The sequence below is a fragment of the Pseudofrankia saprophytica genome, assembly GCF_000235425.2.
GTDB lineage: Bacteria > Actinomycetota > Actinomycetes > Frankiales > Frankiaceae > Pseudofrankia > Pseudofrankia saprophytica.
Genome location: NZ_KI912266.1, coordinates 7,785,412 through 7,805,977, shown reverse-complemented (window position 1 = coordinate 7,805,977; position 20,566 = coordinate 7,785,412). Strand labels below are relative to the sequence as shown.

19 protein-coding genes are annotated in these 20,566 nt (G+C 72.3%); 8 read left to right on the top strand and 11 right to left on the bottom strand.

Annotation, left to right across the window (positions count from 1 at the left end; translation table 11 throughout):
- Positions 1-7: 7 nt before the first annotated feature.
- Positions 8-985, bottom strand: a complete 978-nt coding sequence (locus FRCN3DRAFT_RS0232925) for a TIGR03557 family F420-dependent LLM class oxidoreductase (RefSeq protein WP_007507873.1) — start codon at positions 983-985, stop codon at positions 8-10.
- A gap of 327 nt (positions 986-1,312) precedes the next feature.
- On the opposite strand from FRCN3DRAFT_RS0232925, the gene FRCN3DRAFT_RS0232920 reads away from it, so the two are divergent.
- Positions 1,313-1,501, top strand: coding sequence for a hypothetical protein (locus tag FRCN3DRAFT_RS0232920; RefSeq protein WP_007507875.1), 189 nt, complete (start codon positions 1,313-1,315; stop codon positions 1,499-1,501).
- A gap of 127 nt (positions 1,502-1,628) precedes the next feature.
- Here FRCN3DRAFT_RS0232920 and FRCN3DRAFT_RS0232915 read toward each other — a convergent pair whose 3' ends face one another.
- The 4 genes from FRCN3DRAFT_RS0232915 to FRCN3DRAFT_RS53600 all read right to left on the bottom strand — a co-directional run bounded on the left by FRCN3DRAFT_RS0232915 (position 1,629) and on the right by FRCN3DRAFT_RS53600 (position 4,860).
- Entirely contained in the window at positions 1,629-2,597 is a 969-nt protein-coding gene (locus tag FRCN3DRAFT_RS0232915) for a sensor histidine kinase (protein WP_007507878.1), read from the bottom strand.
- A complete protein-coding gene (locus FRCN3DRAFT_RS0232910) occupies positions 2,594-3,484 on the bottom strand; it encodes an MEDS domain-containing protein (protein WP_007507880.1) in 891 nt (296 codons plus the stop codon). The genes FRCN3DRAFT_RS0232915 and FRCN3DRAFT_RS0232910 overlap by 4 nt, the downstream gene beginning before the upstream one ends.
- Positions 3,485-3,667: 183 nt before the next feature.
- A complete protein-coding gene (locus tag FRCN3DRAFT_RS50070; protein WP_051466444.1) occupies positions 3,668-3,865 on the bottom strand; it encodes a hypothetical protein in 198 nt (65 codons plus the stop codon).
- Positions 3,865-4,860 (bottom strand): NAD-dependent epimerase/dehydratase family protein, encoded by a 996-nt coding sequence (locus FRCN3DRAFT_RS53600; protein ID WP_051466442.1) that lies wholly within the window; start codon positions 4,858-4,860, stop codon positions 3,865-3,867. Before FRCN3DRAFT_RS53600 ends, FRCN3DRAFT_RS50070 begins: the two co-directional genes overlap by 1 nt.
- Positions 4,861-5,257: 397 nt before the next feature.
- Here FRCN3DRAFT_RS53600 and FRCN3DRAFT_RS0232900 point away from each other — a divergent pair, with 397 nt between their 5' ends.
- The 6 genes from FRCN3DRAFT_RS0232900 (at position 5,258) to FRCN3DRAFT_RS0232875 (ending at position 10,804) form a co-directional block, all read left to right on the top strand.
- Positions 5,258-6,466, top strand: coding sequence for an amidohydrolase family protein (locus FRCN3DRAFT_RS0232900; protein ID WP_007507883.1), 1,209 nt, complete (start codon positions 5,258-5,260; stop codon positions 6,464-6,466).
- A gap of 258 nt (positions 6,467-6,724) precedes the next feature.
- The gene (locus tag FRCN3DRAFT_RS0232895; protein ID WP_007507885.1) at positions 6,725-8,089 is read left to right on the top strand and encodes a TetR/AcrR family transcriptional regulator; all 1,365 of its coding nucleotides are present in this window, start codon (positions 6,725-6,727) and stop codon (positions 8,087-8,089) included.
- A 167-nt stretch (positions 8,090-8,256) separates the two neighbouring features.
- On the top strand, positions 8,257-8,559 hold the full coding sequence (locus FRCN3DRAFT_RS0232890; protein ID WP_007507887.1) for a putative quinol monooxygenase: 303 nt from the start codon (positions 8,257-8,259) through the stop codon (positions 8,557-8,559).
- Between the two features lie 46 nt (positions 8,560-8,605).
- Complete coding sequence (locus FRCN3DRAFT_RS0232885; protein WP_007507889.1) at positions 8,606-9,358, top strand: AraC family transcriptional regulator; 753 nt, start codon at positions 8,606-8,608, stop codon at positions 9,356-9,358.
- Positions 9,359-9,505: 147 nt separating this feature from the next.
- The gene (locus FRCN3DRAFT_RS0232880; RefSeq protein WP_007507891.1) at positions 9,506-9,805 is read left to right on the top strand and encodes a DUF1905 domain-containing protein; all 300 of its coding nucleotides are present in this window, start codon (positions 9,506-9,508) and stop codon (positions 9,803-9,805) included.
- Between the two features lie 132 nt (positions 9,806-9,937).
- A complete protein-coding gene (locus FRCN3DRAFT_RS0232875) occupies positions 9,938-10,804 on the top strand; it encodes a nucleotidyl transferase AbiEii/AbiGii toxin family protein (protein WP_007507893.1) in 867 nt (288 codons plus the stop codon).
- A 29-nt stretch (positions 10,805-10,833) separates the two neighbouring features.
- Here the strand turns inward: FRCN3DRAFT_RS0232875 and FRCN3DRAFT_RS47340 are convergent, their stop codons facing one another.
- Positions 10,834-11,469, bottom strand: a complete 636-nt coding sequence (locus FRCN3DRAFT_RS47340; RefSeq protein WP_035925481.1) for a hypothetical protein — start codon at positions 11,467-11,469, stop codon at positions 10,834-10,836.
- Positions 11,470-11,711: 242 nt separating this feature from the next.
- Between FRCN3DRAFT_RS47340 and FRCN3DRAFT_RS0232865 the strand changes: the two genes are divergently transcribed.
- Positions 11,712-12,626: a tetratricopeptide repeat protein gene (locus FRCN3DRAFT_RS0232865; protein WP_027141150.1), complete on the top strand. Its 915-nt coding sequence runs from the start codon at positions 11,712-11,714 to the stop codon at positions 12,624-12,626.
- A gap of 60 nt (positions 12,627-12,686) precedes the next feature.
- On the opposite strand, the gene FRCN3DRAFT_RS0232860 is transcribed toward FRCN3DRAFT_RS0232865, so the two are convergent.
- The 5 genes from FRCN3DRAFT_RS0232860 to FRCN3DRAFT_RS54465 are packed head-to-tail and all read right to left on the bottom strand — an operon-like array spanning position 12,687 to position 19,955.
- Positions 12,687-14,975, bottom strand: a complete 2,289-nt coding sequence (locus FRCN3DRAFT_RS0232860; RefSeq protein WP_007507899.1) for a PKD domain-containing protein — start codon at positions 14,973-14,975, stop codon at positions 12,687-12,689.
- 17 nt (positions 14,976-14,992) lie between these two features.
- On the bottom strand, positions 14,993-17,617 hold the full coding sequence (locus FRCN3DRAFT_RS47335; RefSeq protein WP_007507902.1) for a transglutaminase TgpA family protein: 2,625 nt from the start codon (positions 17,615-17,617) through the stop codon (positions 14,993-14,995).
- A complete protein-coding gene (locus tag FRCN3DRAFT_RS0232850; protein ID WP_007507904.1) occupies positions 17,614-18,759 on the bottom strand; it encodes a DUF58 domain-containing protein in 1,146 nt (381 codons plus the stop codon). Before FRCN3DRAFT_RS0232850 ends, FRCN3DRAFT_RS47335 begins: the two co-directional genes overlap by 4 nt.
- Positions 18,756-19,739 (bottom strand): AAA family ATPase, encoded by a 984-nt coding sequence (locus tag FRCN3DRAFT_RS0232845; RefSeq protein ID WP_007507907.1) that lies wholly within the window; start codon positions 19,737-19,739, stop codon positions 18,756-18,758. Before FRCN3DRAFT_RS0232845 ends, FRCN3DRAFT_RS0232850 begins: the two co-directional genes overlap by 4 nt.
- Positions 19,740-19,775: 36 nt before the next feature.
- On the bottom strand, positions 19,776-19,955 hold the full coding sequence (locus FRCN3DRAFT_RS54465) for a hypothetical protein (RefSeq protein ID WP_007507909.1): 180 nt from the start codon (positions 19,953-19,955) through the stop codon (positions 19,776-19,778).
- Positions 19,956-20,566: the final 611 nt, after the last annotated feature.

The window sequence follows — 20,566 nt, the reverse complement described above, 5'->3', positions numbered from 1 at the left end:
CGCCTCCTCAGGCCGCCTGCGCGGACGGGGTGAGGGCGCGCAGCGGCGCCGACAGGGTGTAGGTGAAGAAGTCGAGGAAGCCGTCGGGGTCGGGTCCGGCGTTCATGAGGGCCAGGTGGTCGAAGCCGGCGTCGACGAACTGCTGGGCGACCCCCAGATGGCGGGCCGGGTCGGGTCCGCAGGCGAACCGGTCGGTGATGTCGTCCTCGGTGACCGTCGTGGTGGCGGCGGCGAAGTTGACGGGGTTGGGCAGCTCACTCATGACCTTCCAGCCGGTGAGCGCCCACCGGGTGGTGGACAGGGCCGTCTCGGCGGCGGCGTGCTCGTCGGGGCCGTACGCCACGGGCACCTCGGCGTAGCGGGGGCCGGTGCCCCCAGCCCGGTGGAACTCGCCGACGATCTCCGGTTCGGCCTCGGTGGCGAACAGTCCGTCGCCGCAGTCGGCCGCCAGCCGGGCTGACGGGCCGCCGCTGGCCGCGATCGCGATCGGCGGCGGGGAGTCGGGCAGGTCGAAGACCCGGGCGTCCTCGAGCTGGAGGTGGCGGCCGTCGTAGGAGCGGTAGCCGCCCTCCCAGAGCAGCCGAATGATCTCGACGGCTTCTCGCAGCATCGCGTGGCGGGTGGCCACGGCCGGGAACCCACGGCCGACGACGTGCTCGTTGAGCCGCTCCCCGGAGCCGAGGCCGAGGGTGAACCGGCCGTCGGACAGCAGCGTGACGGTCGCCGCCGCCTGCGCGATCACCGCCGGGTGGTAGCGGATCGTCGGGCAGGTCACGCCGGTCGCGAGCCCTATTCGATCCGTGCGCTCGGCCATGGCCCCCAGCAGCGTCCAGGTGAAGGCCGAGTGGCCCTGGTTGTCCAGCCACGGGTGGAAGTGGTCGGACAGCTCGACGAAGTCGAAACCGGCCTGCTCGGCGGCGACCGTCTGCCGGATGATCTCGGCCGGGCCAAAGGCCTCGGTCGCCAGCTTGTACCCGATCTTCATGGCGATCCTCCGTCGTCGGCTGGGTTACGCCGTCCAGCGGATCGCCTTCCCGCCCGTGCGCCGGTGAATCGTCGGAGCCCGCGTTTCCGCTCGGCCCGCATGGGCTGGCGCCATCGCGGGAGCCGTGGGTCCTGCGTCGATCCCTCGAAGGCGGACGACCGCGTCAAGGTCGTTCTCAACCCGTCGTGATCAGCTCGTCGAGGAAGGCCAGGCGGGCTATCGGCGTCAAGATGTGATGCACGTCACGTCGCTGGCGCGGGTGGGTTGTCGGCGGGGATCGGGGTACCCGACCAAAGCATCGCGTTGCAGAATGAAAGCGAGTGAAACGTGAGTTTCCTGGACAGCCTGGTGGACGGACTCGACGACAACACCCGTTCTCGCACTCTCGATCTCATCGCTCAAAGCGTGGCCGACGACCGTGCCGCGGCCCTCGAGGGCATTCATCGCCGGCCTGCCGATGTCGGCACGCGCGGCCGCCGTTCCCGCTCGGACTCGGAGCGGTCCGACAAGTCCTGACTGGTCCTCGCGGAGGTTTTATAGCCGAGGCGACCTTCGGTCGTCTGCCTTCATGAAAAGACTGAGCGCGCCGGTGGCGATCTCCATCTCCCATGAAGTCGAATGTTCGCGCGTCCGATGGCCGCCGTCAGATTTCGAGGTGCAGGCGCACGGTGGTGTGTCCGTCGTGGGTGTCGATCTCCATCAGGTGGCACAGCTGCCTGACCGCCCACAGGCCGTAGCCGCGTTCCTGACCGGGACCGGGTGGACGGTAGCCCAGGAACCAGTCGGTGGCGCGATGGCTGGGGTTCGTGATGTCGCAGACCAGACGGCGTCCGACAAGCCGCATCGTCAGCCGTCCCTGGCCGCCGTGCTGAAGGGCGTTGGTGGCGACCTCGTTGACGCTGAACACCAGCCGTTCGATTCCGTCGGGGGAAACGCCCAGGGCGGTCGCGGTCGCCGTGACGAAGTCCCGCACCGTGGCCAGGTCGGTGCCGAAGTCCAGCACGGCCTCGTCACCGTCGACGGGCAAGGGCGCGAGCCGCCGTGTCCAGGGACCGGACACGTCCGTCGGGTCGGCGTACTCGGGGCTGGAGTGCGCCGACGTCCCGAAGGCCAGTTCCGGATGAGTACGCCGCGCGTCGGCGACCACGGTCTCGGGCAGCAGCCGGCTGTCATACCCGCAGAGGACCGACGCCGGGTAGGCGGCGAACGCGAGGTTGATCGCCGATTCGTAGCGCGTCCACTCCGCGGTCTCCACCGCGTCCCTGCCGTGCCAGATCGGCTCGCCGATCAAGCGCATCCGCCGGCGACCAACCGTCGCGGCATAGCGATCGACAACCCGATGGCAGGCACCCAGGGCACCCCCCGGTGTGTCGTACCACTCCTCGGCGGCGACGAACTCGACCTCGCTGGCGGCGTCGCGCAGCGCCTGCCGTAGCAGGTCGATGTTGACGGCCGAGGTGACGACCAGCAGCGAATCGCCCTGGTCGATGCCGTCGAGACAGAACGGCGCCGTCGCGGCGAGGAACTCCGCGTCGCTGCCGTAGATCAGCGCCCGGTGGATCAGACCTCGGTGGCGCTCCGACGGAGGACATGGCTCGGCGGTGCTCGTCACGTGGCGTCTCGAGGGGTGACGGTCAGGGAGGGGATGTTGTTGAAGCCGACCAGCTCGACCACGCGGCACAGCAGTGGCGCCAGGTTCATCACGTGCATCTGCCGTCCCGCCGGCAGCCGCCCCGCGGCATGACTCAGCGCCCGCAGCCCAGCCAGGTCGATGAACTCCAGCTCGCCCATGTCCACCCAGATGTCTTCCGGCCAGGTCAGGACGGCCTCGAGCGCCCCGGCCAGCGCGTCGACGGTGTTGTGGTCCACCGTGCCCACCACCCGCAGCGTCCGACGTCCGCAGCGAAAGGCCGGCACGATGCGCAACCGGCTGCTCAGGTGCAGCGGCGTGAGCTCCACCGCTGCCGGATGGCGCCGCTGCAGGTCCTCCAATGCGGCGGCGCTGAACTGGCGCGCGTCGTACTGACAGACCGCCGAAGCCGACTGGCCGGAGAACGCCGCGTTCACCGCGGTCTCGTAGGTGCCCAGCTGGTCAGCGCCAGGCACGTCACGCAGTGCCCAGCCCATCTCGCCGCTGACCCGAACGCCGGCGAAGCCGGCTGACAACGAGTCGTTCACCTCGCTGCGCAGCGCCCGCACCATCGCCAGGGCGTCGAACGCCCCGGAGGCAAGGTAGCTGGTGGCGGCGGTGGCCACGGACAGCTGGCCGGTGGCGAGGACCGCCGCCGTATCGACACCGTCCTCGCGCAGCCACCCCAGGACCTCACGCGGGGCGCGCTCGTCAGCGAAGTACAGGACCCGCTCTCCGCGCCCCAGGCCGGCCCGCACATATGCGGTGACCACCCGGCGTTGCTCGGTGTCGTCGAAGTACGCCAGACACAGGTGGTCGCCTTGGTCTATCCCGTCGACCCGGCGTGCTCGGCCCTCGCATGCGATCACACCAGTCCCACAGTTCTCCCCGGGCTGGCCTTGGGCCGGGGCCCCACCTTCAGTTGTTCGGCCACTTACCCGACAGGGCGGTCACCATAAACGCGATGCCCAGAGCAGATCGTCAGCCAACTCGGCGCGACGCCGCACATGGTGGCTCCCGTCGGCGGGAACTCCACTCCGCGGCGCGCGGCGTCATACCCGGCCGGCGGAGTCCCCACGGATGGCGCGGGCGGCGCCCGCGACCTGGTCGCCTGGCCGGTTGACGGGGCGAAGCACCGGGGTGGCTCGGCCCGTTCCGGCCGCGGCGCCGGTCAGCCACTCGCGCAGGATGGACCCGGCCTCGTGCGCGGGCCGCCAGCCGAGCAGCTCATGGGCCCGGCTGGTGTCCATCAGCGGGACCGCGAGAGCAAGGTCGATCCACCCCTCGTCGATGGGGATGAGGCGACCCCGGAAGGCCAGTTGGACCAGGCCGCGGACCAGCCTTGCCGGCACCGGTATCGGTTGACCGCCCACCATGTTCGGCAGTGAGCGTGGGTCCACGACCGGGCCCGCGGCCACGTTGATCGGACCGCGCGCGTCCGCCCTGATCGCGGCGGCGAACGCGGCCGCGACGTCGTCGGTGTGCACGACCTGGAACTCCAGCCCGCTGACCGCCGGACCACCGGCAGCCGGCCGGGGCGTCGCCAGCCCGTGGACCATCGGGCCGCCGGCCGGCGCGGGGCGCTCGTCGGGTCGGCCGTCCCGTCCGGCTGGCGGTGGCCACGCAGGAGCAGGCCGAGCGTGCGGCGGGGCAGCAGCGGTCCGGCGAAGTAGCGCGTCTGCGAGGCGGCGGCGGCCCCGGAGAGCACGATGCCGGGCCGGATCCGCACCACCCGGCACTGCGGGAAGTCCGTCTCGAAGCGATCCAGAATGTCCTCCACCGCCGCCTTGTGCACGCTGTAGGCGCAGGTCACGACGCCGGTCGTCGGCCAGTCCTCGGCGAGAAGGCGGCCTGCCTTGGAACCGTGGGCGTCCCGGGGCGCCGGTGCGTACGTACCGACGGAGGAGGCGTAGACCAGCGTCGGCACCGAGGCGGCCCGGACCGCTTCGAAGACGCGGGCGCTGCCGTCGACATTGGTCGCTCGCATCACGTCCGGACGACGGACTGGCTGGATCAGCCAGGCGAGGTGGACCACGGCCGCGCAGCCCTGGAAGGCCTCGGTCAGCGCCGCCGCGGCGTCAGGGTGCGCGATGTCGATCGACGTCCAGCGGACGCGAGCCCCGAGTGGCTCGGTGGGCAGGCGCCGGGCGACCGCGACGACTTCCTCGACGGACGGATCCGCCAGCAGGGTGTGGAGCAGGGCGTGTCCGATGTTCCCGGTGGCTCCGACGATCGCGACGCGCATGTCGCAGGCCTCCCCGCCTCCAGCCCGGTTAACTCGCCCGGCGATTCCCCGGTGGAGTCAGCCGCGGGATGGGCGTCGCCCGCGTCGTCCGGGCAGTGGCCTGGTGCGAGCCGCGAGGAGGGCTATGTCGTAACCCGATCCATTGGGGCAGTCGATAGCCATCCGACCCCTCGCCCCGGCATCTGTGACGGCGCCGTACCCGAGCGGACCTCGTCGCGAGCCGTCCCGGCTCCTGACTAACGTTGACGTCAGTGTTAGAAGATGTTAGGAACGATCTGTGTCTGGCGTCACGCACCGGGGCTGATACTCGTCGGCTGCCAGGCAGGCATGATCACGAGCTGTCGCGCGGCCGCCCAGTGACGTCCGCCGGACGGCCCACCAGCGACCGGAGGTAGTCATGCCCAGAACCCCCGTCGACTTTCCCGTCTTCGACGCGGACAACCACATGTACGAGACGGTGGACGCCTTCACGAGATTTCTTCCCAAGGAATATGACGGCCTAATCAAATACGTCCAGGTCAACGGGCGTGACAAGATCGCGGTTCGGGGTGTGATCTCCGAGTACATCCCGAACCCGACCTTCAACGTCGTCGCCCGGCCGGGAGCCTGGGAGGAGTTCTTCAAGCACGGCAATCCGGATGGGAAGTCGACCCGGGAACTGATGGGTGCCCCGATCCGCTCGCCCGAGGCGTTCTTCGCGCCGGAGCCGCGGCTGGCCCTCATGAACGAGCTGGGAATCGACCGGGCGCTCATGTGGCCGACGCTCGCCAGTCTCCTGGAGGACCGGCTGCGCATGGACCCGAAGGCCACCCACGTGGTCGTCCACGCGCTGAACCAGTGGATGCACGAGCAGTGGAGCTTCAACTACCAGGACCGCATCTTCGCCACCCCGGTCATCACGCTGCCGATCGTGAGCGAGGCGATCAAGGAACTGGAGTGGGTGCTCGAGCGCGGAGCGAAGATCATCCTGATCCGGCCGGCGCCGGTTCCCGGCTACGAGGGCTTCCGGTCGTTCGCGCTGCCGGAGTTCGACCCGTTCTGGGAGAAGGTCGTCGAGGCGAACATCACCGTCGGCCTGCACTCCTCCGACGACGGTCTGACCCGCTACTACAACATGTGGGAGGGGCGAGCCGACGGTGAGCACCTTCCCTTCTCCACACCGTCGGCGTTCATCGAGATCATGCACACCCAGGGCCGGGGCATCTTCGACACGGTGGCCTCGCTGATCGGGCACGGGCTGCTCTCACGTTTCCCCCAGCTGCGCATTCTTCCGGTCGAGAACGGCTCCGGCTGGGTTCGGCCCTTCGTGGAGGCCGCCGGCACCGCCTACGCGCACAACCCGAGGCGGTTCGACGAGGACCCGCTCGCGGTGTTCAAGCGCAACATCTGGATTCACCCGTTCCACGAGGAGGACCCGCGCGGCCTCATCAAGGTCGTGGGTGTCGACCGCGTCGTGTTCGGGTCCGACTTCCCGCACGCCGAGGGCCTGTCCGACCCGGTCTCCTACGTCGACGAGCTCGAGGGCCTGTCCGCGGAGGACATCGCTCGTGTCATGGGCGGCAACCTGGCCGAGGCCATGAACCTCCCGTTCGCTGCCGCGGCCTGAGCGGAGAGGCCGATCGGGAGGCCGGTCGAAGTGTGGCTGGTGGGTCCTTCGCGCAGTGGACGGCGGAGGGCCCCACCAGCACGACGGTCCCGCGAGCAGGGAGCATCGCCGATCTCGCCGCCACCGAGCCGGCCGGATGTTCGCCATCGCAGGCAACCATGCGGCCGGCCCGGGGCTGACCGGCAGACCCTGACCAGCAGACCCCGACCGGCAGGCGGACCTCGATGGAGATGCTGGATTTGAGATGCTGGCGAAATCATGATCAGCGATCCGGCCAGCTCGACGGGCGGGCCCGCGCGGCCGACACCCACCGCCGAGGCCAGGGGACTGCCCGGGCCGGAGCCGATCGCCCGACGCGCCCCGTTCTCCGGTAATCCCGCGGTCGGCCAGCGCGGGCAGCGCACCCGGCAGCGCATCCTGGCCGCCGCGTTGCGGGCGTTCGGCGAGGGCGGCTACCACACCTCGACCATCGCCGACCTCGCCCGGCACGCCGGCTGCTCGCGCGTGACGTTCTACCAGTACTTCTCCAGCAAGGAGGACGTCCTCTGGCACCTGGCGGGGCAGGTCGCCCACCAGGTCAGCGCCTCCGTCGAGGCGATGGGGCCGCTGACTCCGGATGGCGCCGGCTGGACGGCGATCCGCGCCTGGGTGGCACAGTACGCGGACATCTACGAGCACTTCGGCGCCGTCTTTCACGTCTTCGAGAGCGCGGCCAGGGAGGCGGAGAGCCTCAAAGCGCTGAACACCCGCGCGGTGGCGCTGACCATCGCGCGGATCCGGTCCAAGCTGCCTGCGGCCGCGTCCGCCGCCGGCGGGGCCGACGCGATGATCGGCCTGCTCCTGGGCGCCACGGCCCACGCCTGCTACCTGGGCAGGATCCTGCGGCACGCGGCCCCGCACGCGTATCCCCGTGCCCGCGTCGACGACGCGATCGCCGACATCATCCACCGCACCTTCTTCGGGCTCGTTCCCGACGTGAACGTGCACGGTCGAGACGCCGTCGCGGCGCCGCCGATCGACTTCGACCACCGGGCCGACGGGACATCGACACGGCGCTCCGCGCTCGTCGGCGCCGCGCGGGCGACGCATGACGCGCTGCTCTCCGCCGGCTACGAGGCCTTTATCAGGCACGGATATCACAGCGCGCGGATCGACGACGTCGTCGAGATCGCCGGCCTCTCGCACGGCCTCTTCTACCGATACTTCGCCAACAAGGCCGACCTCGCGCGAGTTCTCGTGCTGACAGCGATGGAGCCGCTTTCCAGCACGCTCGCGGCAATCCCCGCGCCGCCCGAACCCGGGTCCGGGAAAGCCTGGTCGACGGCAGACCTGCGGGCATGGCTGCGCACATACAACAAGATGCACGCCTCCGAGGCCGGGATCATCCGGATCTGGGTCGACGCGACACGCCGCGATGCGTCGCTCGGGACCGACGCGGCCGCTGCGCTCGACTGGGGCCGGCGCCAGATCGTGCATTTCCTGGAACCACGCGGCTTCGGTGACGTCCATGCCGAGGCGATCGTGGCGATGGCCCTGCTCGACGTGTTCGGCGGCAGAAACCACCCGACGCAGACGCTGGAGGCCGCGGTCCACGTGATCGAGCGCGGCCTGCTCGGCAGATGACGAAGCGCTGCCGTGATCACCGTGATCGCCGCGCCGCCGGTGCGGAGCGGGCCTGTCCGATGGGAGCGTGAACGTGTCCGGCTGACCGTGGTCGGCGGGTGGGGACCGGCTGAAGATGGGTGCATCAAGCCCGAGGCGGTTACCCGCCCCGAACCAGGAGGTCTCTGGTGCTCATTGCCATCCTCGATTTCAGTACCGCTGCCGCCGATCGGCCGGCCGCCCTCGCCCAGCTCGACGGTGAGCGTGACGAGATCCGCGCCATGCCAGGCAATGTCGCCTTCCGGGTCTATGCCTCCCGCGAGGACGACACCCGGATCACCGTCGTGCACGAATGGGACGACCCGGCGTCGTTTGGCGGCTACCTGGGGTCGGAGGCATTCGCCCGCTCCGGCGAGGTGCTTCGGCCGATGATGACCGGCGTTCCGATCAGCCGGAGATTCCAGGCCGAGTTGGTGGAGACGGTCGCCTGACCGGCGTAGCGGCGGGTTCCTACGATCGGTCCGTGCGAGGCCGTCGATGACCCGGAAGGCGTACAGCTTCGTCCGGACGTTCGCGCCGGAGCCCGATCGCGACCTCTGCGTCGACCGCCACTACCTGCTCTGCGCCTCCGCCGGCGTCCTGCGGCTGGAGGCGCGGGGTCAGGCGTGGTTGTTGCCGCCGGCCAGGGCCGCGCTGATCGAGGCGGGCCGGCCGGTCCGGGTGAGCATCCCGCAGCAGGTGACGACGGCGTCGGTGCTGTTCGACACCGACTTCGCCCCGGTTCCGCCAGCGCCGTTGACGGTGTTCGACCTCAGCCCGCTGGCACGGGCGCTGGTGAATGAGTGCGGCGCGTGGGGCGAGAGCGATGAGCCCCTCACGGCGTACGGCGAGACGCTGTTCGCCGCGCTCGCCGCGGTGACCTGGCGGCTTGCTGATCAGCCGAGTCCGGTGGTCGTGCCGGCGGGGCGATCGCCGGAGCTGCGCCGAGCCTTGCGGCTCACCGAGGAGCGGCTCGGCGAGGAGGTCCGCTTCGAGGACCTGGCGGACGAGGTGGGCGTCGCGCCGCGGACGTTGGCCCGGCGGTTCGAGGCGGAGACGGGCATGACCTGGCGGGCGGTCCTGCGTCGTATGCGGGTGTTGCGCGCCATCGAGGAACTCGCCGCGGGGGACGCCGCGGTAACCGCGATCGCGTACACGATCGGCTACACCTCCCTGTCGGCGTTCAACGCCGCATTCCGGGAGCTGACCGGCCGCACTCCGACGGAATACCGGGCCAGCTTCCGGCCCTGAGGCGGCGAGGCTTGGTCAGGTGGGACGGAGAGACTAACGGCGAAGTCGCCGTCGGGTGTTCCTTGTCGCCGCCCGGATTTACCCGCCGGGACGGCAACTGGCGGCCGACGGCCGTGGACTGTCGGACTCGGCGGTGACACTGAGCTGGTGGTCGTCGTCTTCGATAGCGAGCTGTGGATATGGGACGCCCGGCGTACGGACAGCTGGACCTTCGTGAGCCTGCCTGCCGAGGCGTCCGAGGAGATCCGTGAGCGGGCGGGTGGGCTGCGTCGCGGCTTCGGGTCGCTACGGGTGCGGGTCATGGTAGGCGGCAGCTCGTGGACGACCTCGATCTTCCCGGACAGCACCCGCGGCTACGTGTTGCCTGTCAAGCGCGCCGTCCGCCAGGCCGAGGCCCTGGAGCCCGGTGACGTCGCGACCGTGACCGTCGAGCTCGTCGACCTGTGACCGCCAAACGAGCGGGTAACCCGCCAGTTCCGGCATTCCGGGCGGTTCCTTCCGTGATTCGCGCCGGCCTCGGCTGGGTGACGGAGCCAGGTGGCTGTCGAGTAGATATCGAACATATGGTCTAATCGCGGCGTGGTTGTGACCGACAGGCTGATCGCGCGCCGCGCGGCGGTGGCGCACGTGTTACGGGTTCTCGCCGCGTCCTGTTGGGCCCAGTACCTGGTGCTGCGGGGCAGCGTGGCGCTCAGGGCCTGGCTGGGCGAGCCCGCGCGCGAGCCCGCGGACATCGACTTCGTCGTGACGCACCCCGGCCTCGACGCGGACGGGCACCCGACCGCGCGGATCGGCGAGCAGGCTCTGGTGGACGGCGTCCTGGCGGCGCTCGCTGAGGACCCGGTGCCGGGTCTGCGCGCGGACCTGATCGAGGTCGACGACATCAACGGCTACTACGGCTACCTTGACGAGTACCCGGCCGACACGCTGCCGCGACGGTCAGGTTCACGGCTACCGGCGCGACTGCCCCACGGCTTCCAGGAGGAACGGCCGGGCCAGCCGCCCGGAACGAGCCACCCGCCGCCGGTGACCCGCCTGTTGCTTCCGTACGACGTCGGCGACGAGCGGGACGTGCTCCAGATCGACCTGGCGTTCGGGGAGCGGCTGGTCGAGGAGCCGGTCGTCGTGGAGATCCCGCCGTTGGGTACGCGGATGATGGCCGCGACCCCCGCGCTCTCCCTGGCCTGGAAGGTGTACTGGCTGCTCAACGACGTCCCTGCCCGCGGCAAGGACCTCTACGACGCGGTCCTGCTCGCCGAGCACAGCCAGGTGCCGCTCGCTCACATCTGCGGCCTGCTCCTCGAACTCCTGGACCACCTCGACGTGATCCAACCGCTCTCGCCCGGCCAGGTGGACTGGGACCGTTTCCGCGCCGAGCACCCCCACGTCGACGGCGACGCCCAATCCTGGCTCAACCGCCTGGGCGCGGCGCTTGCTGCCAGCTGATCGCCTCGCGTCGAGAGGGGAACCGGCGGCTACTGGGCCGAGCCGATGACCAGCTCACGCTCAAGCCAGCCGGCATCGAGGTGCGCCGCGTCGTCGAACACGACGTATTCCGTGCAGACATCCCGTACCTCGAACCCGCCATCCCGGACCGCGGCCAGCAGGGCGTCGAGCCGGCCAACCGCGGTCCGCCGACCGACACCGCGGCAGCGCTGGGTGACGAACCTGTCCTCGCAGCCCTGGGCAACGACCCGGCGGGCGTTCCGGGAGGGACGGGCACCGTGGCCGCGCACCGTCGAGGCCAACGCGCCCACCACCCGCTGGTCACCGGATGGCAGCCGAACCTTGATGTGATGCTCAAAGTACAGATCGGCGGACGCCTGCGCGTCGAACTCAGGAACGCCATCATTCCAGGGCGCCGCCTCGATCTTCAGACGAAGCACCCGCAGGCCCGCGGCCTCGAGCCGGGCCCGCCAGCGAGTGGCCAGCCCCTGGACCTCGACTGAGGTCCCGCTGCCGAACACCGTCAGCATCGGCTGCGAAGGGGTCGCTCCCTGATCGAGCTCGATGTGGCTGAACTTGGCACCATGCCGCTCGGCGAACGTCGCGAGCGCCGCCACTTCCATCGCCGGGCAGGTCAGATGCACCTCGAAATCGCCAGACCACACGCACCCATCATCTATCGTCCCGCTTCGTGCGGGATTGTTCCCGTCACCTTCTCCAGGATCGGGGAATTCCGGGGCCGGTGCCGGGCGAGCGTCAGGTGAGATCGCCCAGGACGGGGACGATGCTCAGGACGTGGACGAGGCGGTCTTGCGTCGTGTTGTCGCGCAGCCGACGCCGGCCGTGGGGGACTTCTGGTGCGTGCGAGTCTTGCCACGTTGATCGGCGCGGGCGGCATCCGCACCGGGTGGGTGGTCCTGACGCGCCGCTGGAGGCGAGCGTGGCCGTCTATTACTGTTCCACCAATTTCTGCGACCGGCTGATCTCGGTCTCGGTGATTCCCGGGGGCAACCCGGTGGCCCGCGCCAACCCGGGATCGTTCGCCGGCCAGCACATGATCTGCGGCGACTGCAAACGCCGGTTCTGCTATCAGTGCGTGCAGGCGAAGGCACGGTGGTTCGACGCGGCGCTGTGCCCCCGGTGCCTCGGCACGCTCCTCGACCCCGCCGACTGGCCGGAGGTCAGGGACCGGGCCGCCCCGCCCGAGATCGACCTCGTCGAGCGGGGCAACGAGCTGGCCCGCTCCGGGCGGGACGGGGATGCGCTCGCCGCGTTCACCGAGGCACTCGAACTGCGGCCGCGCTACATCGACGCGCACTTCTACCAGGGCCTGATGCTGAGCGGTCTCGGCCGTCCCGACGACGCGGCCGACGCCTACCGGCAGGTCCTCGGGATCGATCCGGCGCACCTCGGCACCCTGCTCAACCTGGAACGGCTGTACATGCGGCGGGACCAGCTGGACGAGGCGCTGGCCATCTGCGAGCAGACGCTGCGGGCAGAACCGAACTTCGTGCTCGGCCACCTCGACAAGGCGGTCGTCCTGCACCTGATGAACCGTCTCGACGAGGCGCTGGCCGCCTGCGCCCGCGGCCAGGAGATCGAGCAGGCCGGTAGGGGAGTCGGCTCACTGCCGGACCGGACCAACCGGGCCACCGGCCTGAGCGTCAGGGCGGCGATCCTGCTCGACCTCGGCCGGCACGCCGAGGCGCTGGCGGCGGTCGACGCCGCTATCGCCGGCGGCGGCGCGACCTCGATCGACCACCAGAACCGCGCCGAGATCCTGGAAGCCCTCGGTCGCCACGGTGAAACCCGGGGCGCCTGACCGAACCTGCCGGCTCGGTACTACGCGACCGCCAGCACGTGAATCGTGGGGCTCTTCGGCTCAGCAGAGCGGGACCTTCGTGTCGACGAAGACGTTGTTGTGCGGGCCGGACGTCGCGCCGTTGTTGTAGAAGTTGTCGGCCGGCGCGTACCGGCCGGACGCCACCCCGGACACGACCAGATAGAACCAGGTGTTCCCGTCCTCCACCGCGTCTCCGGTCGTCCGACAGCGGACCTGCACGGCCACGTTCACCCCGATCCTCGGGGTGTTCGGGCCGACGAAATGCACGGTGGCGAAGGTCGGCGAGCCGGTGTTGCCGGTGACCTCGGTGTGGGTCGCCGGCGGTGGAGTCGTCGTCGGCGGAGGCGTCGTGGCCGGTGGAGTTGTCGTCGGCGGGCGCGTCGTGGTCGGCGGCGCTGTCGTCGGTGGACGTGTCGTCGGCGGCTGCGTCGTCGGGGGCTGCGTCGTCGGGGGAGTCGGAGATGGCTGGGCCGTCGGGGGGCCGTTCACGGTTACCCGGATCGAGGCGCTCTGCGCCGAGTTGCCGGCCGCGTCGGTGACGCGGACCATGACGAGCCAGGTGCCTGGCGTGTCGAAGGTCAGGTCCACCACCGCGGACGCCTGGTCCCCGGTCGTCTGGGTGATCGAACCGCCGGGACCCGCCAGGAAGTTGTAGCTGACGATCGGCACCGCCGGGTTCGCCGCGGACGAGCCGCTGGCGTCGAGCCGCACGGGAAGCGGCGCCAGCCCACTGGTCTGCGACACGTTCAGCCGGGCCGTGGGCGGGTTCGCTGGCGGCGGGACCGTCGCTGGCGCCGACGTCGCGACGACCGGCGGCGCGCTGGGCGGTGGCGAGGTGGGCGCCGGCGATGGCGCGACGACCGGGGGTCCGGTGGGCGCGGCGGAGGTGGTCTGCGCCGGCCTCGTCGGGCGCGACGCCTCGGGAGAGGTTCCCCGTGGCGCCGGCCGCGTGACCGGGGGGACGACCGGCGGCGGGCTGGGCGCGGCCGCGGGCGGCGAGACCGGGGGAGTCTTCGGCGGCGTGGGCCGGGCCGTGGCGGGCGGGGACGTCGCGGGCCCGGTCGGGGACGGCGGCGGTGTCGACGGCGTGGGTGTCGGCGACGTGGACGTGGGCGGGGGCGGTGGAACGGCGGCGGGCTCGTCGGCGCCCGTCGGCGCAGGGCCGTACTTCTCGACCGTGGTGACGGTGCCGCTGGGCTGGATGATCCCGGCGATGCTCCCCGCGGAGTCGTTGAAGAACATCACCGACCCGGCGCGCCGCAGCTCGAACGGCTGCCCGGGCTTGACCGGCACGTTCGCGGCGGCCCGGACCTTCCGCCCGGCGAGGTCGACGACAATCACCCGGCTGGCCGTGAGGTCAGGGACGAACACCAGGCCGGCGGCCTCCACCGGCTGTCCCAGCCGATGTCCGGCGACGCCCAGGTCGATCACGTCGTCGCAGGTCCGGGTGGCGAGGTCGCTGAGGAACAGCAGCCCGCTGCGCTGGCTGGCCAGGAAGATCCAGCGGGCCGCGTCCGCGCCCAGCTGCCCCGGCGGCGGCGCCGCGCCCGCGCCGGCCACCACGACCGAGCCGTCCTTGTCGGCGTCGACGCACACCCCGGGCCCGGTGACGCCGCCCGCCTCGATCGGGCGGGCCCGCCCGGCCGCCAGGTCCACGGCCACCGGCCGCCCGGACACGGAGATCAGCCTGGTCCACTTCGGGTCCACGGCCCCGACCCGGGCCTGCCGCCCGTCGCCGTCCACCCGCAGCAGGTCGCCCGTCGCCGCGTCGACGATCCACAGCCGGCCCCAGGCGTCGGCGAGCACCCCGCCGTCGCGGATCGTGGCATGGACGGCGACGGTCGCGCGGACCCGCAACGTCCGCGGGTCGACGACGAAGACGACCCCCCGCGCCGGGCTGACGGCGAACAGCGCGCCCGGCGCGGGGAACAGCTCCAGCGGCTCGCCGCGGCCCGAGAACGGGCTCGTCGGCAGGTCCACCCGGTAGGTCGTGCCGTCGATCCGCCGCACCGTCCCGTCGGCCGACGAGACGAACGCGTCGGTGCCCTCCTGGGTGCCCACCGGCCCGTTCCCGCCGACGTCGACCCGGGCGATGATCTGCCCGGACATCCCGTCGACGAGCACCGCCTCGCCCACGGCCGACGACACCAGCCACGCCGACGCGTCGTCGAGGTCGACCGCCCGCCTTGGGACCTCCTCCGGCCGCGCGAGGGCGACCGCGAGCCCGGCGACCGCGCCGACGAGCACCAGCGTCAGCAGGATCCGCGGCAGCCAGAGGAGCCACGGCCGCGGGATCGCCTGCCGACGCGGGAGGGCGTGATCATTCACCGGGCACCGCCGTCGTGTCAGCGCGCGTCAGCGCGCGTGTCGTCGTGCCGGCCGGCGTTGACCATCGTGCGTCGCTGCTGGTCGTGCACCTGGACCCAGTGCAGGAGGAAGTCCGACGGGCTCGCGGGCGTCGGCGCGAGGGCGGCGGGCGTCATCGCCGGACCGGTCGGCGTCGGCGCCGCGCTCGCGCCTGGCGCGCCAGCGCCCGGCACGCCCGCGAGGCCCGCGCCGGCCGTTCCAGCCGCGCCGGCCGCCGGGGCGGCGAACAGCGGACGCGGGTCGAGGAGCGCCCGCATCCGGCCGGCGCGGCCGGCCGCGCGCCCCAGCTCCCGGCGGACGTCGCCGACCAGCGCCCAGGCCCGGTCGGGATCGTCGGCTCCGGTGCCGCCCACGGCGAACGTCGCCTCGTCGACCAGCGCCGCGAGCAGCCGCAGCGCCGCGACCGCCGGCGCCGTGGCCGGGTTCCTGGCGACGGCGCCGACCAGCTCACGCCTGGTCAGTGACGGTGACCGGGAGACGCCGAACTCGCCTAGGCGGTCCCGCGCCTCCCACCAGGCGCCGCGCACCCGGTCGGCCGGGCTGCCGCGCCGCCGCCGCGCCAGCCGGCGCCGGGCCTTCTCGCCGATCACAGCCAGTGGCACGGCGAGGGCGAGGGCGCCCAGCGCGATGAGCAGGATGAACGGCCAGTCGAGGCGCCCACCATGGTCATCTCCGTCGTCGACGGTGATGCCGCGTTGCGTCGGCGCGATGACCGCCGGCTTCTCCTGGTCGCCCTGCTGGCCGCGCGGCGGGGAGGCAGGCGGCGTGAGCCGGGACCCGGCCCTCGACAGGTCGCTCGTGTCGGTCGGCTCGAACCCGACCCAGCCGATCCCGGCGAACAGCACCTCCGGCCAGGCGTGTGCCTGGTGGTCGGTGACCGTGAACGTGCCGTCGTCGGCCGCGCTGTCGGCGCTGTTGGCGTTGTTCGGGCCGTCCTCGTCGAGCAGGTAGCCGACGCTGATCCGGGTCGGGAACCCGAGCGCGCGGGCCAGGACGGCGAACGCGGCGGCGCGCTGCTCCGCGTAGCCGCGACGGTCCGCCGGGTCGGCGGAGTCCAGCAGCCGGGTGAGCCGGCCGTAGGAGTGGCCCGGCGTCGCGTGCAGGTCGTAGGGGAACGCGCTGCCGTCGCGCAGGAAGGCGGCGAGCGCGACCAGCTTGTCGTACGTCGTCGCGGCCTCGGCCGTCGTCCGCCTGGCGGTGGCGAGCAGGTCGGCCCGCAGGTCGTCCGGCAGGTTCGGCAGCACCCGGTAGCGGTCCGCGCCCGGCCCGGTCGCGACGACGGCCGCGGCCAGCTGCGCGTCCGACGGCTGCGGTACCTCGGCCGTCAGGTCGAAGCGGTCGCCGGCCCGCGGCGGCGACAGCAGGGCGAGCGTTCCCGACGCCGGCTCGAACGCCGGTCCTCTTCCCGCCCGCGGGCCGGAACCGCTGGCGGTGGCGTAGTCGATGGCGGTCGGCTGGCCGAGCGCGGGCAGCAGTGCGTCATCGAACTCGTCGAAGGTCACGTCGGCGTGCACCTTCGCGCGGGCGACCGTCGTCGTGACCGGCTCGTCCGGCCCCGGCAGCACCTTGTCGACCGCGGTGAAGTTCCCGTCGACGCTCCAGGTGGCGCCGTCGAACGTGCCGAGGGCGGCCGTCCGCACCCGGGGCGACGTGGCCGGCCCGGCGGGCGGCCAGGCGGCGGCCGGGGGCGTCAGCCGGATGGTGAACAGCGTCGTCGGCTTGGGGGTGTCCAGCTGCGCGCGCACCCGCACGAGTGGGTTGAGCAGGGCGACGTCGTCGACCGGCGGGCTGCTGTGTTCCCTGGGGTCGTACCGGTCGGCGGAGTCGATCGGCACGATGACGCCGACCGCCGTCGCCAGCACCGCGACCGTCGCGACCACCGGCAGCCCGATCACCAGCGGCCCGGCCAACCGGGACCGATGCCCGGACGGCTGCGCCCCCGGGCGCCATCCGCCCCCGGTCGGCTCGGACTGGCCGGGGAGCACCCCCGCGCGCGCCGAGCGCACCGCCGCGAGCACGAGCACGAGCACCACGAAGCATCCGGTGAGCGCAAGCTGCGTGACCCGCCGGCGCTGCCCGGCCTCGGCGACCAGCAGCAGGAACCCGACCGTCACGAGCAGCGGGGGCAGCGCCGGCAGCAGCGCGCCGTGCCAGCGCACCGCCAGCACGACGGCGGTGAACGTGGCGACCCACAGCACCGCGCCCAGCGGTGCCAGCAGCAGCGCGCTCGGCTCGGCGGGCACGGCCGTGGTCAGCAGCGGTCGCCAGCCGTCGCGCAGCGCCCGCAGCAGCAGGTCGACGCGGCCCGCGGTCACCGCCGTGCCGTAGAGCAGGCCGCCCAGCGCACCGACGAGACAGACCAGCTCGACCGTCGCCAGCCGCCGGGCCGCGACGGCGCCGGCGACCGCCGCGACGGCGACGGCGCCGGCCAGCGGCGCCAGGTAGCGGTAGCCGTCGAACAGCGCGCCGAGGGCGACCGCGGCGGGCAGCATCGACGCCCCGGCCAGGAGCACGTCGCCCGGCCGGAGGCGACGGCCGGTGGTGAGCGGCGTGGGGGACTGGGTCCGCGTGGGGGACGGGACCGGTGTGGTCAGCGCGGTCATCGGCGCGCCCGCGAACCCCAGACGGCCGCGAACTCGTCGCTGGTCCGCACGTTGACCGCGAGCGCCCCGGGCACCGACGGCGCCGGCCGGCCGAACAGCTCACCGACCTGGACGAGGCTGACCATGGCGTACCGGGGCCGCACGGTCGACACGGCGCCCAGCGCCGACGGCGGCGGCTGACCCGTCACGACCCCGAGCGCGACGCCGGAGGTGCCCGGCGCCATGGCCGCCAACGCGGCCAGGCCAGGGTCGTCGGCCCGCGGCGTCACCTCGGCGAGCAGGTCCAGCATCGCCTCCCCGGCCGCGCTGTCCCGGCCGGCCGCGAGGCGTCCTCGGCCGGTGGTCCACAGCTCGACCGGGAAGCCCCGGGTGAGCCCGGCGGCGAGCAGCGACGAGGTTATCCGCACCGCGTCCTCGAAGAAGTCGTCGGCGTACGGGGCGGCGCTGGTGTCCAGCACGATCATCATGGTCATTTCGTTGGGCACGACGTTCTGCCGGACCATGAGCTTGGCGACCCTGGCGGAGGACCTCCAGTGAATGAGCCGCCGGTCGTCGCCGCGCACGTACTCCCGCAGCGAGTGGAACGCGACACCGCCCAGCGGTGCCTCACGCGCCGCCGGCCCGTCGAGCTCGAACGACCCCCCGGTCGGCAGCGGCGCGACGGCGAGCACCCGCGGGCGCACCCGCAGGGTCGAGCGCCCGGGCAGCTCCCGGCGCAGCTGGATGAGCCGCAGCGGATCACTGTGGCCGACGACCAGCGGGCCGATCTCGAACACCCCGCGCCGCCCGGTGGGGATCGCGTAACCGCGCTGGGTTCCGGCCCCGGCCGCGAGGCTGGGAAGCGCGATGCCGATCGACGTGCCGGCGACGCGCTCGGCGGCCCGCAGCGGCGGGCAGCGCCGCCCGGAGACGTTGGTGACCGTGAGGACGCCGGAAGCCGGCTCGCCCTCCACCACCCCGGCCGGGCGGATCTCACGATTGATCACGACGTCCGGGGCCACGAACAGCCAGCCGCAGGCGACGACGAGCGCCAGCGTGGCCGCGGCCGACATGACGACGAACTCCGGGTAGCGCAGGACGAAGCCGGCGACACCCAGGGCCACCGCGAGCGCGGCCATGAGGAGCCCGGAGCGAGTGATCATCGGAAGGCCGGCCGTTCGCCGGGTACCGGGATCCCGACGAGAATCGAGCCGAGCACCTTCTCGGCGGTCACGCCGTTCAGCTCGGCCTCCGGGCGCAGGAGCAGCCGATGCCCGAGAACATGCGGGGCGAGCGTCTTGACGTCGTCGGGAATGACGAAGGCGCGTCCCTCGGCCGCCGCGTGCGCCTGCGCCGCGACGACGAGCGCGAGACCCCCGCGGGGGCTCGCGCCCAGCCGGAGCTCGCCGCGCCGGCGGGTGGCGTCCACGATCGTCACGACGTAGCTGAGCAGGTCGCGGCTTATGTGGACGCGCCGCACCGTCGCGGTCATCAGCTGCGCATCGGCGGCGGACACCACCGGCGCCAGGTCCTCGACCGACTGGCCGGCCGACCGGCTGGCCAGCATGTCCACCTCCGCCTCGTGGCTCGGGTAGCCGACCGCGAGGCGCATCATGAACCGGTCGATCTGCGCCTCGGGCAGGTCGAAGGTGCCGCCGTGCTCGACCGGGTTCTGGGTGGCGATGACCAGGAAGGGCCGCTCCAGCGGGTAGGCGGTTCCGTCGAGGGTCACCTGCCGTTCCTCCATCACCTCCAACAGCGCGGACTGCGTCTTCGGTGACGCCCGGTTCACCTCGTCGGCGAGTACGACGTTCGCGAACACGGGGCCGGGCTGGAACTCGAACTTCCTGGTGTCGGCATTCCAGATGTTGACGCCGGTGACATCGGTCGGCAGCAGGTCCGGCGTGCACTGGATCCGGCGCATCGTGCCAGCGATCGACCTCGCCAGCGCCTTCGCGATCGACGTCTTGCCCACGCCCGGCACGTCATCGATGAGCAGATGACCCTCGGCGGCGAGGCAGAGCACAGCCAGCCGGATGACATCCGTCTTGCCGCGGATGACGCGTTCGACGTTGCGGACGACCAGGTCGCACCGCTGCGCGAACCACGCCACCTCGGCCGGCGACACTGGCTGCTCGGACACACGCTCTCCCAGAGGGTTGTCGGTGGTTGTTCAGACTCATCGGACGAGCACCGCCGCCGCCGTGACCGAACCGACGACGGCCAGGAGAAGCACGGCGGCCAGGACCGCGGCCCGGCGGCCGAGGACGCGGAACTGGGCGTCCCGGCTGAGCCGTCCGACGAAGACCGTGGCACCGTCGTTCGCGGCGTAGGTGTTCGGCGGTCCGGGTTCGGCCACGTCGTCGGGCCTCGGCGGGGTCGACGCCATCGGCTGGGCCGGGCGAGCCCGCCCCGATGGCGCCCCGGCCGGCCCCGGGGCCGGGGCCGGCGGTGCGGCGCCCGGTGGCGTGGCATACGGCGGCGTGGCATACGGCGGCGCGGCGCCGGGTGAGGAACGTCGGTCGTCACGGCGATCGGCCGCCGCCCTCGGGGGTGGCCGCCGGGCGGCAAGGCGCCGAAGCGCGGCCAGCGACGGCGGGGACGTGGCCGGAAAGCTCCGCCACGCGGTCAGGAAGGCGTCGGTCTCGGCACCGAGATCCTTCGGGCCGGCTCCATGCGCGCGTTCGCCGTCGTCCACTGTCTCTCTGCCGTTCTCAGGCGGTGGCCCGTCCACACGACCGGCCGGCCCCCGAGCCGGTTCTGGAATCTGCCGTCATGACCGCGGTCCCCGAATGCCCCCAGATGTCCCACATGCTACTGGCTGCTGCTATTTCGCCCGGCATATGTGCCAAAGTTGGGAAACTGTTAATGCCCCGGCGCGCCGCCCTCGACAGGCGTCGCGGCCCGGAACTCCGCCCAGCGGCGATCATGCCTGACCGGTCGGCCCAACCGCTGCGCCCAGACAACACA